At 42.4% G+C, this 14,045-nt stretch carries 12 protein-coding genes; 3 read left to right on the top strand and 9 right to left on the bottom strand.

Features of this window, described 5'->3' with window-relative positions:
• Positions 1 to 11 precede the first annotated feature (11 nt).
• Both HMPREF2954_RS10030 and rlmD read right to left on the bottom strand, forming a co-directional pair.
• On the bottom strand, positions 12 to 1,463 hold the full coding sequence (locus HMPREF2954_RS10030; RefSeq protein WP_039404568.1) for a tetratricopeptide repeat protein: 1,452 nt from the start codon (positions 1,461 to 1,463) through the stop codon (positions 12 to 14).
• A 145-nt stretch (positions 1,464 to 1,608) separates the two neighbouring features.
• Complete coding sequence (rlmD, locus tag HMPREF2954_RS10025; RefSeq protein ID WP_321178164.1) at positions 1,609 to 2,955, bottom strand: 23S rRNA (uracil(1939)-C(5))-methyltransferase RlmD; 1,347 nt, start codon at positions 2,953 to 2,955, stop codon at positions 1,609 to 1,611.
• Positions 2,956 to 3,084: 129 nt separating this feature from the next.
• Here rlmD and HMPREF2954_RS10020 point away from each other — a divergent pair, with 129 nt between their 5' ends.
• Complete coding sequence (locus HMPREF2954_RS10020) at positions 3,085 to 4,083, top strand: L,D-transpeptidase (protein WP_045073097.1); 999 nt, start codon at positions 3,085 to 3,087, stop codon at positions 4,081 to 4,083.
• A 283-nt stretch (positions 4,084 to 4,366) separates the two neighbouring features.
• The gene (gene argC / locus HMPREF2954_RS10015; RefSeq protein ID WP_045073095.1) at positions 4,367 to 5,410 is read left to right on the top strand and encodes an N-acetyl-gamma-glutamyl-phosphate reductase; all 1,044 of its coding nucleotides are present in this window, start codon (positions 4,367 to 4,369) and stop codon (positions 5,408 to 5,410) included.
• Positions 5,411 to 5,505: 95 nt separating this feature from the next.
• Here the strand turns inward: argC and aroB are convergent, their stop codons facing one another.
• The 7 genes from aroB to pilM all read right to left on the bottom strand — a co-directional run bounded on the left by aroB (position 5,506) and on the right by pilM (position 12,890).
• Positions 5,506 to 6,585 (bottom strand): 3-dehydroquinate synthase, encoded by a 1,080-nt coding sequence (gene aroB / locus HMPREF2954_RS10010; protein WP_045073093.1) that lies wholly within the window; start codon positions 6,583 to 6,585, stop codon positions 5,506 to 5,508.
• 200 nt (positions 6,586 to 6,785) lie between these two features.
• Complete coding sequence (locus HMPREF2954_RS10005) at positions 6,786 to 7,322, bottom strand: shikimate kinase (RefSeq protein WP_231574622.1); 537 nt, start codon at positions 7,320 to 7,322, stop codon at positions 6,786 to 6,788.
• A 429-nt stretch (positions 7,323 to 7,751) separates the two neighbouring features.
• Positions 7,752 to 9,887: a type IV pilus secretin PilQ gene (pilQ, locus tag HMPREF2954_RS10000; protein WP_045073089.1), complete on the bottom strand. Its 2,136-nt coding sequence runs from the start codon at positions 9,885 to 9,887 to the stop codon at positions 7,752 to 7,754.
• A gap of 18 nt (positions 9,888 to 9,905) precedes the next feature.
• Positions 9,906 to 10,460 (bottom strand): pilus assembly protein PilP, encoded by a 555-nt coding sequence (locus tag HMPREF2954_RS09995; protein ID WP_045073086.1) that lies wholly within the window; start codon positions 10,458 to 10,460, stop codon positions 9,906 to 9,908.
• A gap of 17 nt (positions 10,461 to 10,477) precedes the next feature.
• Positions 10,478 to 11,164, bottom strand: coding sequence for a type IV pilus inner membrane component PilO (locus HMPREF2954_RS09990; RefSeq protein WP_070689117.1), 687 nt, complete (start codon positions 11,162 to 11,164; stop codon positions 10,478 to 10,480).
• Positions 11,165 to 11,779, bottom strand: coding sequence for a PilN domain-containing protein (locus tag HMPREF2954_RS09985; RefSeq protein ID WP_045073082.1), 615 nt, complete (start codon positions 11,777 to 11,779; stop codon positions 11,165 to 11,167).
• Between the two features lies 1 nt (position 11,780).
• A complete protein-coding gene (gene pilM, locus HMPREF2954_RS09980) occupies positions 11,781 to 12,890 on the bottom strand; it encodes a type IV pilus assembly protein PilM (RefSeq protein ID WP_039408903.1) in 1,110 nt (369 codons plus the stop codon).
• A 146-nt stretch (positions 12,891 to 13,036) separates the two neighbouring features.
• Between pilM and HMPREF2954_RS09975 the strand changes: the two genes are divergently transcribed.
• A partial coding sequence (locus tag HMPREF2954_RS09975; RefSeq protein ID WP_210398487.1) for a transglycosylase domain-containing protein occupies positions 13,037 to 14,045 on the top strand: 1,009 nt, incomplete at its 3' end.

The raw sequence follows: 14,045 nt of genomic DNA, 5'->3' as shown, positions 1-14,045 counted from the left end.
TAAATGTTATTTTATTTTTTTGAATATTGATTTACACGTTGAAGCAAACGGCTCATAGCCAAAATAACCTCTTCCGGCAAACTGACAACGCGTTCACGCAAGATGCGTAAGAAATGTTCCAAACGTGCCCAGTCTTCAACTCTTTCGTAAAGATCAAACAACATGATATATAGCTGAGACTCTTGCGGATATTGCAGTACAGCCTGCTCCAAAGTATCAACAGCCAAATCTAACTGACCATACATCAATAGCGACTCGACTTCTTTTAGAGCCTCATCAGCAGGTGAAGAATTCATGCTGATAACGGACGAGTCTTTTTGTACCAAATCTCGGTATTTTGCCTTCATTTGCAAAGAAGTAGGTTGCAAATAACCTCTGGCCAAACCGATTTCTTTTACGCGGTTCTCATTTGGTCCCTTTTCCAAATCATCAAAAACTTCATGATAGCCTAGACTATATCCCCAGCCGAGCATACGTTCTTTCACTTGGCGGCCATATTGGCCGAGTGAGTGATAAAGCTTCCACAAATGTTGCGCAAACTGACCAATTTCTTCATTTTGGTAGTCCAACTTCAAAGCATCAATAATTAAGCTGGCAGGTTTAGAAGAGGTTTGAATAGCACGGTTGTATTGTTGTACGGCCGTTTTATAATCAACCTTATCCTTCAAAATTTTCGCACCATGCTCAGGCTTAACAAACCCAATAACTGCACCCATTTCCTCAGGGGTGATGTCATTAAATTCTTTTTTTCCCAACACGATTAAAGAACGTTTTGAAGCTTGAGAAGTTGGAGAAGTGTGCTGCACATCATCTGAAGAAGTTGAATCCGATTCTGAAGAATCTTCAATTCCTGAAGGTTCACCAATTCTGCGCTCAATTTCCTGCAAGCTCCATCCCAAACGTTCCTCCGCCAAAACCCGCAGGCGCAAGTGCGTCGGCTCAGTCATTAAACCGATCTTAACGTATTCAGCCAAGCTCTCTTCAGGCAAAACCAATCCGTGTTTTTCCAAAGCATCAGCCAACATATCGATATTACCGACACGGAGACTCAGCCCGATTAATTCATGAACCAGCTTTTCGGGAGCTCCATCACCTAATCCGTTCAGATACCCGGCTAAAGACTCCGCAGCCTTGCTTTCATAACCGAACTGTTTGTACACCTGATATTCAGTCAGAGGATCAACTTCCTGGGCAGATACTGATGCTGTTGAGCCAGAGGTCTCTCCACCACCCCATTCCCAATCTTGCTGTTCAGTATTAGAAACGGATTGATTGACCTGATCCATCCAATCAGGAGTGAGAGCATCCTCATCTTTTTGATTTGATTTGTTATGATGTATTGATGATTTGGCAACCTTAGTTGTTTTTTTATGTGTCGTTCCGCTTTGTTTGAAGCGGATAAACAGCAATACAACCAACAAAAGCGCCAACAATACGATTAAAAGTGAATAATCCAAGAACACCTCCCGTTACTGTGGAGCAGCAAACAAACTATATTTTATATTCATATCCAGCAACCATCAAAATTGCCGAATCATCTTATTTTCTGAGTGAATTATGATAACATGATTCAACCGATAATTACATAAAAAACCATTTTGCAAATACCTATATACTATTTTCCAAATCGAAGACACCTATAGATTCGACATGCGAAGTCTGTGCAAACATATTCATTACCCCTGCAAATTTCAGCTTATAGCCCTTATTTACCAGCACTTCCGCATCTCTGGCAAAGGTTGCCGGATTGCAAGAAACATATACTATCCTTACCGGCAAATACGGAGCATGTAGTGATTTGACAACAGCATAGGCACCGCCTCTCGGGGGATCAAGCAACATCTTGTCGAATTGACCCCATGACGCTACCACAACCTCATCTGTTTCAAACAAATCCGCTTCAAAGAAGGATACCCTATCGGAACAACCGTTAGCCGAAGCATTGTTTCGTGCTCGCTTAACCAACGAACCTTCACCTTCGATTCCAACCACCTCAGCCCCGCTTTTTGCCATAGGAATACTGAAGTTTCCAAGCCCGCAAAACAAATCTGCAATACGCTCGTTTTTCTGAATATCTAGAAGTTTCAAAGCCCTGCCAACCATCACTCCATTTAAGCCTGCATTAATCTGGGTAAAATCCCCGGGTTTGTACGGCATTTCAACCTCAAACTCAGGTAAAGCATATCCCAAAGACTGACAATCTTTCGGATAGAATGGCTGGGCCTCCTGTCTTCGGGCTTGCAGCCAAATCTGCCACTGTTTTTTCTCATGACCGAATATCGTATCAAACCATTTTTCAAGTTGTCTCAATTTTTGACTAGGCGGTTTTTTTCCGGAACAAATGTTCAAAACCGTTAGTTTTTCGCTATTAAAAAACTCAATGAATAGCAAATCCAAATCTATCAAACTTTGCAACATTTGCTTTATTTTTGGCAACTTCTCAGAAATATGAGCCGGCAACACCATACATGAATCGACATCAATCACTTCATGACTCTTTTTTGCCTTAAAACCGATTTTCAGACGACCACCTGCATCCTTTAAAATACTCAGTCTGGCACGCTCCCGATAATGCCATGGTGTTCCATATATAGCTGGGAGAATCTGCTTGGGTCGGATTTTGCCGATGCGTTCCAACTGCTCTTCCATAATGCGTTGTTTAAATGCAATCTGGGCTGTCGAATCAATGTGCTGTATTGAACAACCACCGCATGTATCAAAATACCTACACTTCGGCTCAACTCGATTTTCCGAATATCGGATGATGTCAATAACCCGTGCTTCATCAAATTGTTTTTTCGAACGGATGATTTCAAACCGCACCCGCTCTCCCGGCATCGCTCCCTCAATAAACAATGCCTTACCATTAACGCGCGCGACACCTCTTCCTTCATAATCCAAAGAAAAAATATCCGCCTCGCTCTCATATTGCCTGTTATCTGTCCGCATCTTCATCAAGAAAATCCATTTTGCCCGACAGGGCACATTTTGTTTGCAAAAACGCATATTCTCGCACAAAACCAAAAAGATTCAGGTATGATTGCCCGAAATATTTCCTCCCCCCCCCTTTTTAAATTTTAAAACATGAAAAAAATTCTCTTCAGTACAAGCCTCGCGGCTCTGACCGCCTACGCAACTGCCAACACACCCGTTCCTGATGTTTCGCCCGTTTCACAAGGTCAACATGTTGTCATCAACATTCCGCAACAGCGTCTGTTCCTCTATACCGACGGACAACTAACAAAAATTTATCCTGTTGCTGTCGGCAAAGCCATGACCCAAACCAACCTTGGGGAACACAAAATCGGAGCCAAAGCTTTTAATCCTACTTGGCACATTCCGAAATCTATTCAGAAAGAACGCGGAGACGGCGTCAAATCCGTACCTCCCGGCCCCAATAATCCTCTGGGTCCTGTTTTTGTCCGTTTGGGCGACCCGAAATTCAGTTTGGGCATTCACGGCACGAACGCGCCTGCCAGCGTACCGGGTGTCCGCAGCCACGGTTGCGTGCGAATGAAATCTCCGGATGCGCTTGAGTTTGCAAAAACCATCGCAACCGGCGCCCCTGCTTCCGTCATTTACCAACTTGCCAGCCTCAACGAAGATGCCAATAAAAATCTTTGGCTGGCTGCATATCGCGATCCTTACAATAAAAAGAACCTCGATACCGATGCCCTGAAAAAAAGTATTGCCGCTTGGGCTAAGGCGCACAGCAAAACGATTAATGCCGCCCGTATCGATGCAATTTTGAAGGCGCGTACCGGGGCGGCAAACTGTTTGACCTGTGCTAAAGGCGTCAAATTGAAAACCCCGCTGAAATCCTTGGCATGGATGAGCGGCTCCAGTACCTTCAGCAAACCGAAAGTCATGCCGAAACCCACCCCTGTGAAAGATGAAGTATTGCCCGCCGGTTCTGAAATCGAAATAGATGCGGAAGATACTCCGACTCCGAAAGCAGCTTCGGCATACTCACCGAGAAAACCCAAAGCTGCCGAATACACCTCTCCACCGGCAGCTTCTACACCTTCCTATCCAAAATATGATCTGCCGGCAGACGGAGATCCTACTTCATTGCTGTTTTGAGTAGAGATTGCTCTATAACTGTTTAAAATAAAATAGGTTCCTCACCATTTATTCTGTATGAACAGGAATAACCATTAGGTGGTTTCCCTTTAAAGGTCGTCTGAAAACTCGTCTTCCATGTTTTCAGACGACTTTTCTTTTATATATGTCAGTACCGTTTCGTATTGCTCATAGTGGCTGTTTCCACTATACATCACCGTTCCTCTATAATGGACAACAGTATTCGAACGAAGTCGATACCGGCAAATCTGCCTACATCTAAAAATTACCCTTGGAGAAATCTATGAATTCGAAAATCAAAGTCGGCGTTGTCGGTGCAACAGGCTACACCGGCGTAGAGCTTTTGCGGCTTCTCAGCAGTCATCCGAATATTGAAATTACAACGGTAACCAGCCGCAGCGAGTCAGGTAAAGCAGTTTCCGATTACTTTCCCAGTCTGAGGGGAATCTACGATCTGACCTTTCAAACACCCGAACACGCCGGTTTGGAAAAATGCGATATTGTCTTTTTCGCCACCCCAAATGGAATCGCCATGAACGATGCTCCTCGTCTTTTGGAAAAAGGTATCCGCATCGTCGACTTATCCGCTGACTTTCGTATACAGGATATTTCCACATGGGAACATTGGTACAAAATGAAGCACGCCAGCCCGGATATTGTTCCTCAAGCGGTGTACGGATTAAGTGAATTAAACCGAGATGCCATCGCATCTGCACAAATCGTTGCCAACCCCGGTTGTTATCCGACCTGCGTTTCACTGCCTTTACTCCCTCTGCTGAAAGAAGGTCGTCTGAAACCACATATGCCGCTGATTGCGGACTGTAAATCAGGCGTATCCGGCGCAGGTCGGAAAGCCAATACCGGCTCACTGCTTTGCGAAGCCGGAGATAATTTTAAAGCCTACGGCATTACGGGACACCGACACCAGCCCGAAATTCGGCAAACCATCGCCACATTGCAACCAGGAATTGCCGAACATTTCATCTTCGTTCCCCATCTGACACCCATGATCCGAGGTATGCACGCCACTTTATACCTTCATCTTGAGGACGGTTGTAATCCGGAAGCTGTTTTACGCGAATTTTATCGGGACAGCCCTTTTGTGGACATCATGCCGGCCGGCTCAACACCAGAAACCCGCAGCGTGCGCGGTGCGAACCTTTGCCGTATCAGCATCCAAAAATCTTCATCTGACAATGTATGGATCGCTCTGTCCGTCATCGACAACTTAGTTAAAGGGGCGGCAGGACAAGCTGTTCAGAATATGAATATCATGTTTGGCTTTGATGAAAAACTCGGTTTGATACAAACTCCACTCCTACCTTAATCATATAAAAGGTCGTCTGAAAACTTTTCAGACGACCTTCTCTATTTTGACTCATGCGACAATGAATATGCACGGCATATTTACTGGAATGCACATTACAAATACGACTGCAAAGTCTGCTTTAAAATATCAATATCGCTCACTTCAGTGATATTGGCTTCCCCCAAACGGTTCAGCCCGATAAAACGCATCACGCCGCTACTGACCTTTTTGTCATGGCTCATATGGCTGATCCATTTTTCAAACGGGAATTTAGGCGGCGATGACGGCAATCCTGCAGCCTCCATTAAAACAGCGATTCGACGTGTGTCCGCATCGGAAATTTTACCCAATTCTTCGGATAATCTACCTGCCAGCACGCAACCCGCTGCTACTGCCTCACCATGCAACCATACTCCGTAACCCATTTCCGCCTCGATGGCGTGTCCGAAAGTATGGCCGAGATTAAGCCACGCGCGGATACCTTGTTCGGTTTCATCTTTGGCAACAATATCGGCTTTCATTTTGCAGCAGTGATATACCGCCTGCGTCAATTTCTCTTGGTTTTGCGCCATCAAATCCGCAACGTTTTGTTCCAACCACTCAAAGAAATCAACATCGCCAAGCGCACCATATTTAATAACTTCCGCCATACCTGCCGATAATTCTCGGCGCGGCAAGGTCTTCAATGTTTCCAAATCAGCTAAGACCGCCTGCGGTTGGTAAAACGCACCAATCATATTTTTTCCAAGCGGATGGTTGACACCCGTCTTCCCACCAACGGATGAATCCACCTGACTCAACAAAGTTGTCGGAATTTGGATAAACGGCGTACCTCGTTGGTACGTTGCAGCGGCAAAGCCGACCATATCGCCGATTACCCCGCCACCCAATGCAATTAGTGTAGTTTTCCGTTCGGCTCTGTTTTCCATCAATCCGTCAAAAATAAGGTTCAATGTCTGCCAGTTTTTATATTTTTCGCCATCCGGCAAGATAATGCTGAAATGCCTGATACCGATTCTGTCCAAACTCATTTGAAGATTTTTCAGATATAAAGGCGCAACAGTCTCGTTGGTTATGATTGCGGCTGTTTTATTCAAATAAGGCTTAAGTAAACTATCAGCCTGCCCGATAAGGTCATACCCGATAAAAATAGGATATTGGTGAGACGGAGTTTGAACAGTCAAAGTACGCATAGGAGAAGACTCCTTGTCAAAATAAATCATGTAGTAACAACGCAAAATAATATACGCTTACCGCTCTATTGAAAACTGACTAGCTAGATAAAGAACATTTTATCAAGCAAAACCAATAGGGGGGGGGGCAAACATATAACTAAAGGTCGTCTGAAACCGTTTTTACATTTCAGACGACCTAATCAACAAAGGCAACACCTTCAATCATCATATTCAATGAATTTCTGCCCATCCAAACATTCAACCAATTTTCGAAGGGTTTTAGCACAGCTCTCCGACTCTATAACGATATGCGCGGTCTCACGATAAATCGGATCCCGAACCATATACAATTCGCGTAATTTTTTTAAAGGATCGTCCGTTTTTAAAAGCGGGCGGCTGCTATCATAACGTGTACGCTCCAACAGCACCTCAGGTAATGCATGCAAATAAACCACCGTACCATGCTCACGCAAGAAACGTCGGTTTTCTTCACGCAAAACCGAGCCACCTCCCGTCGACAACACAATGCCGTTTAATGCCGACAGCTTTTTCAGCATCAAAGTCTCACGGTGGCGAAATCCTTCCTCTCCCTCCATCTCGAAAATAGTGGAAATAGAAACACCTGATGCTGAGCAAATTTCCAAATCACTATCATAAAACGGGCAATCATACATTTGAGCAAACTGCCTTCCCAGCGTTGTTTTTCCTGCCCCCATCAATCCGATAAGAATTAAATTACCATTGAGCTTTTCCATGAAGGTGTTCATCCGATACAAGATTTATGAATACTGCCAGGCATGCGTTGGCGCTTATTTATACTTAGTTTTCCGACAATACCGATTATATCGTGTTTAACCCTGCTTACCTAAGACCATGGATGGTATTAAAGATTACGTGATGTTTTCAGACGACCTATTTATAGTAATAGCAGCTTTGCCCCACTCATTTGTCACAAACAATTTAGAATGAAAGTAGCCTCAGTGTATAAAAACCCAATCTCTCGCTCTGCAAGTCTAGATTGAACTCATCAGGGAATAGAAATACATCATCGAATATAGCTATCACCATTTATGGATATTTCACCATATTCCTTCCAAAATAAACAAAAAACCCTAAAACTCCCTATCTACTTCGTATCAATTAAAAAAGGCATATACCCTTCCGAGCATACGCCTTTTCCAATTTTAGTAGCGGAGATTGCTGCCTACACCATCCATAATTCGCGGAGTGATGAAAACCAGCAATTCGCGACGCTCTTCTTTTTTCGCACGGGACTTGAACAAATTACCCACCACTGGCAAATCGCCCAATAATGGTACTTTATTAATCGTATCGCTATTATCTTCTTCGTAGATGCCACCAACGATCAACGTACCACCATCTTCCACCATTGCCTGAGTATTCAAGTTTTTAGTCTGAATACATTTCGTAATCAAAGAGTCCACTGTACAGTCTTGCGGTGTATCCTTGGTAATTTTTACAGTCATGATAACTTGACCATCAGGCGTTACATTCGGCGTTACCGTTAAGCCCAGCACGGCTTTTTTGAACGATACCGAGGTTGCACCACTGGAAGATGCCTCCTGATACGGAATTTCAGTACCAGACTCAATAGTAGCTTCTCTACGGTCTTGTGTCAGGACACGCGGATTAGAAATGGTCTTACTTTTACCGGTAGCTTCCGAAGCAGAAATTTCCAAACCTAATGCACCCGATGACAAAGCTCGCACCAAAGCAATATTATTAGTCGCCGCTGCCGCAGGCAGGCTAATATTCGGTTGCAAAGACCATGTACGGTAATTTGCATCACCTCGCAAAACAGCCGAATTAGTATTATGGTTATCTTGCGCATTACTCCAAGAGTTACCCCAAGCGTTGCGTCCTTTGGAACCTGCGACACCGAATTTCACGCCCAAATCACGCGAAAAACCGTCTTTTGCTTCAACGATACGGGCTTCAACCATAACTTGACGAGTCGGTACATCCAATTCCTCAATCAACTTACGGAATTTTTCTACAACATTCCGATTATCCGTAATAATCAAAGTATTCGTTGCAGGATCAATCAGCGCACTGCCACGGCCGCTCAACAAGGTATTTCTACCATTGGAGTTTCCACTATTGTTGTCGTCCAAACGCAAAATTTTCCGGAACTCTTCTACATTCTTATACTTCAATTGGAAAGTTTGGGAATATAAAGGCCCCAGTTCGGCAATCTCTTTCTCCGCCTGCAAGAAAGCCTTATCTTTAGCTAACAATTCATCACGAGGTGCGATATTGATAATATTGCCTTGTCGGCGCATATCCAAATTACGCGCCTGCATAACCAAATCCAAAGCCTGATCCCAAGGCACATCTTTTAAAGAAAGTGTCATTTTGCCATTCACGGAATCACTGGCCACGATATTGACCCCTGACTCCTTCGCAAGGATTTGCAAAATGGTACGTACTTCAACATCTTGGAAGTCCAGGGAAATTTTACGGCCGCGGAAAGATTTGTTTGGATTTGCATTCAGCCCACTTGATTCCGTACTTGCGGACTTAGGCATTACTTCAAAAGCAAATTGACCATTTGCAGCTTTGGTATTGAAATCCCAATTGCCATTATTGCGAATAATGAGTTGAGCATCATTTCCAATACGTTTTAACGTAATATTTTTAACCGGTGTACTGAAATCGGCAACATCCAAACTGCGTTGCGCTTGTGTCGGCAACGGATAATTTTTCAGAGTAATAATAACCCGATCACGTTGTTGCTTCACTTCAGGTTTTCCTGTGAAATCAGGCGCATTCAATTCCACAATACCTGAGTTATGTGCACCCTTCCTGAAGTCAATATTAGCTGAATTTACCGTTTGTTTAACTGCTTCAGACGAGCCTGCCTTCTGACGTGCATTTGCATTATTTGAAATAGCCGCAGAAGTTGTGGTTCGATCAGATGATTCTGTAACGAATACCCATACTTCATTACCATGGACTTCGGTATTATATTGCGCCGCTTTATTCAATCCCAAAACAATGCGAGATCGGTCATTATTCTGAGCCGCAGTAATTTGATTTAACAAAGGATCCGCGTATTCCAATACAGGTTGAGCCAATTGAATATTTGTTTTGGCAAAATCCAAGGCAATTCGGGACGGAGTGGATGTAACAAAGCCGCTCGGGCTAATCACATCCCGGTCAAAACGGATTTTGATAATTTTTTGACTATCCGGCAAAGTTGATACATTAATATCAGTAATATTACCAGCCAATGCAATTTGTGCTGCTGCAATCATACTGATGCCAGCAAATAATTTCGTCATATTCTTAGTTTTCATGAAGTGAGACCCCTTAAATTAGTTTGAATTCGTTGCTGAAGCATTACTGGCATCATTTGAACTATTTTCAGCATTATTGCTTAATGGCAATTCCGCCTTTCGATAAATCCAATTGCCCGAACTATCCTCAACCAACTCTGTCAAAACAATCAAATCATCAGTAATGCTTTGGATTTTTCCATAATTTTGTCCGATATAGTTCCCTGGATAAACTGTATAGACATGTCCATTTACATCAATAAAACCGGCAGTTTTACTGCCATTGCTCAGCATCCCTACGTACCGCATATTTTCCAAACTGAATGCTTCCAATGCTTCTTTTGGACGATTAGGATTTGGAGCGTTGCTACCTTTAGGTGCATTATCCAACCGTCGAAAATCGAATGCATTTAAACCACTGTAAGCTGGTGGATTATAAACAGCCGGAGGGTTCACTACCGGAGCCTCAAATGGAATGATATGAGACTTAGCATCCTGACGTGTCTTAGTCATCCACTCATTCAAATCGTCATATGCCGGTGTACACCCCGTCAATGACAGGATACTTGTAAGTAAGAAAATTTTATTTTTCATGATTTTCCTATCATTTATTATTTTTGTTCAGAATTGGCTTGGCCATTTTCTGAATTCCCCTGTGCCTGACTCTGCTGAGTGGCAAGTTCTGCTGCTACTTCATCTGCTGGGCGGGCTTTATACGTCGTCGCAATTGCTCTGAGTATCAAAGTATCGTTTTTAATATCTTTGCTATTTTTACCATCTGAGACATGCGATACTTTTAACGACTCTAATGTAATAATCCGCGACAACCCACCAACATCTCTAGCAAATTGATTAATCTGATTATATTTACCCGTAATCGATATTTCATACGGCAACTTCTGTATCGGCCCATCATTGACTGGAACCTGTGGAATTACACTATCTAAACGAAGACCGTTTGCTGAACCTGCCTGGTGCAATTCTTGAATCAAAGTAGGAATTTCAGCATCAGTCGGCAGCTGTTTTAGCAAGATGTCAAATGAAGAACGAATAGAGGCTAATTCGGCTTTTAAGTTATCTAAACTTGCAGCCTCAATGCTCTTTTTCGTATATGTTTCCTTTAACTCGGCTTCCCTTTCCTCTTGGGTTGAGAGTGTTTCCAGCTGTTCACGAAATACTGCTGCATAACCAACAGCCAATACTCCTGCAATCGCTAACGCAGCTAATACAAACTTTGCAGCAGGATTCAACAAATATAAATTCTGAATATCCAAATTTTTTACTTTAGCTGAGGCCATTTACTTTTCCTCCCCGTTCTGTGCTTTCGTCGAATCATCATTAATTACTTCTCTCTCCGACTTGACTGGAATACTCGCGGAACCAATCATAGATTTAACATTAAACTCTTGATAATTATCAATTTTCTTAATTTCCAAGAGTTCTGGCTGCATAAAAATACCTGTACTTGGCAAAGATCGCATAAACATGGCAATTTTATTATCGCTAATCGCTCGGCCTGTAATCTTATAAGAGGTCGGATTTTCTGCATCAAGAGATGTGATATAAGTATTATCTGGAATAACCACATTCAAACTGTCGATGATATATGCAGCTTGGGAGCGTTTTTCTTGCAACTCCTCGACTTTTTGCTTTTTAGCTAAGAAGTTTTCTTTTTCCTGCTGTAATTTTTTTATTTCTCCTAAATCATTATCTAACTTGGTAATTTCTGCTTCCAAAAATGCATTCCTACTTTCTTGATCACTAATAGCATTATTGATCGCTAAATAAGCTATTGCAGATAAACCAACTCCTATTAATAACGAAGAAAGCATCAAAATTTTAAATTGCTGTCTTTTACGTTGCTTAATTTCTTCTCTATATGGAAGAAGGTTAATTTTAATTAATTCAGTCATATTACAATCCCCTTAATGCTAATCCAAATGCAAGTGTCAAAGCAGAAGCATCAACTTGTAACTGTGACAAATCGACCTTACCACCTCGCTCCACATATGTAACTGGTTGAATACATTGTGTCGCTGTATTTGTCTGCGAAAAAATGCTTTCAGCCAAACCAGTCTGTTGTGATGCAGAACCAGTTAATAAAATATGCTTTACATTCGAAAAAGCATCTGTCGGCTGTGTGGTGTAATAAAACTGTAGTACTCTTTGCACTTCCTGAGCCACTTGAACATTGAAGCGGTCTGCGATTTGTGTTTGATAATCAGTTGGCTTGCTCGTAGATACCATCATTTGAGCAGCTTTTTCTTCTGTAACCTGATATGTACGTTGAATCAATTGGTTCAATTGCTCAGTACTTACAGGCATTTCCTGCTTGTATAGGATTTGCCCATTCTGGATAATCAGCGCATACATCTGTGTTGCATAAATCCCAAATATAGCAACTTTTTCATTTGTTAATTCAGGAGCGTACTGGTTAATCCAAAATACGAAGGCATTATGCTGCGCCAATAAATCCAAATCTAACGCCGATAAGGACAATCCCGCCCCCTCAAACATTTCGATCATAGGCTCAACATCATCCTTACGCGCTGCAACCGTCAAAATCTGCTGCCCTGCCGGAATAACAGACGCACCTACGACCTGATAATCATAGTTTATTTCATCGATAGGCCCGATCGAGGAGATTTCAGATTCTGCAAATTCATCCAAATCCAACTCAGTATCTTTTTGTGAATAAACCACTTGCTCAATCGTCGCCAATCCTTGAGGGATAGCTGCAATAATATTCTTGCAAGAACTGCGTAATTGCGAATATGCATGTTGCAAATAAGTAACAAGCTGGTCGTAATCTTGAATTTTGTTACCTTTTACAATATTTTTAGGTAATTTAGTAATAACGTATTTTTCCAACTGAATTTGGTTTAAACTACGCCCTGACAGCTGAACCATCTTGATGGCATGCTGACTAATATCGATGCCGATGGAAGAACGGTTGCTTAACCCTGAAGAGGACTTTCCAGCCTTACCAGTTGTATTTTTAGGGTTTTTTGATAAGCCAATCATAAGATTTCCCTGTATTATTAGGAGTGAGTAACTGTTTCGATATCCGTAAAGGACTTCCTCTTTACACGAGAAATGCCGTGTTTTATAGAAATCGATATCTATTTTACTTTATTTAATACCAATAATGGCAAAATTATTACCTAGTCATGATTAAAAAGATTATAACAACCTGTATCGGTTTGATGTTAGGCCTAGCAATTTTTACTACTGGATTGATTGCTATAGCAATTTTAGTAACCTACCCCAAACTCCCCCCCTTAGACTCCTTACAACACTACCAACCCAAAATGCCATTGACCATTTACTCGGCAGACGGGCAAATTATTGGCGTCTATGGTGAGCAACGGCGTGAATTTACCAAAATCAACGACTTCCCCGATATTCTCAAGAACGCGGTTATTGCCGCAGAAGACAAACGCTTTTACGAACATTGGGGCGTAGATGTTTGGGGCATTGCCCGAGCAGCGATTAGTAATATCGTTGCGGGAGGCGTTCAATCTGGTGCAAGCACTATTACGCAACAGGTTGCCAAAAACTTCTATTTAAGCAGTGAACGTACATTTACCCGAAAATTTAATGAAGCACTTTTAGCCTATAAAATTGAACAATCCTTGAGCAAGGATAAGATTTTAGAGCTTTACTTCAACCAAATTTACTTGGGGCAGCGTGCTTACGGATTTGCTTCGGCAGCGCAGATTTATTTCAACAAAAATGTTAAGGATTTGACTTTGGCCGAGGCTGCCATGCTGGCCGGCCTACCTAAGGCTCCTTCTGCATATAATCCCATTGTGAATCCTGAACGCGCCAAACTGCGGCAAACTTATATCCTGAATAATATGCTGGAAGAAGGGATGATTACGTCTCAGCAACGTGACGACGCATTAAAAGAAGAATTACATTATGAGCGATTTGTACAAAAAATTGATCAAAACGCGTTGTATGTAGCAGAAATGGTTCGTCAGGAACTATATGAAAAATATGGCGAAGAAGCCTACACTCAAGGTTTTCACGTTTATACAACCGTAAATACCGCAAATCAGCATGTTGCTACCGAAGCATTGCGCAAAGTCTTAAGAAACTTTGATCGAGGCAGCAGTTACAGAGGAGCGGAAAATTATATTGACCTCAGCAAAACAGATGATGTTGAAGAAACAG

The sequence above is a fragment of the Neisseria sp. HMSC067H09 genome (genome assembly GCF_001814135.1).
Classification (GTDB): domain Bacteria; phylum Pseudomonadota; class Gammaproteobacteria; order Burkholderiales; family Neisseriaceae; genus Neisseria.
This window is presented reverse-complemented; position numbering and strand designations above follow the sequence as displayed.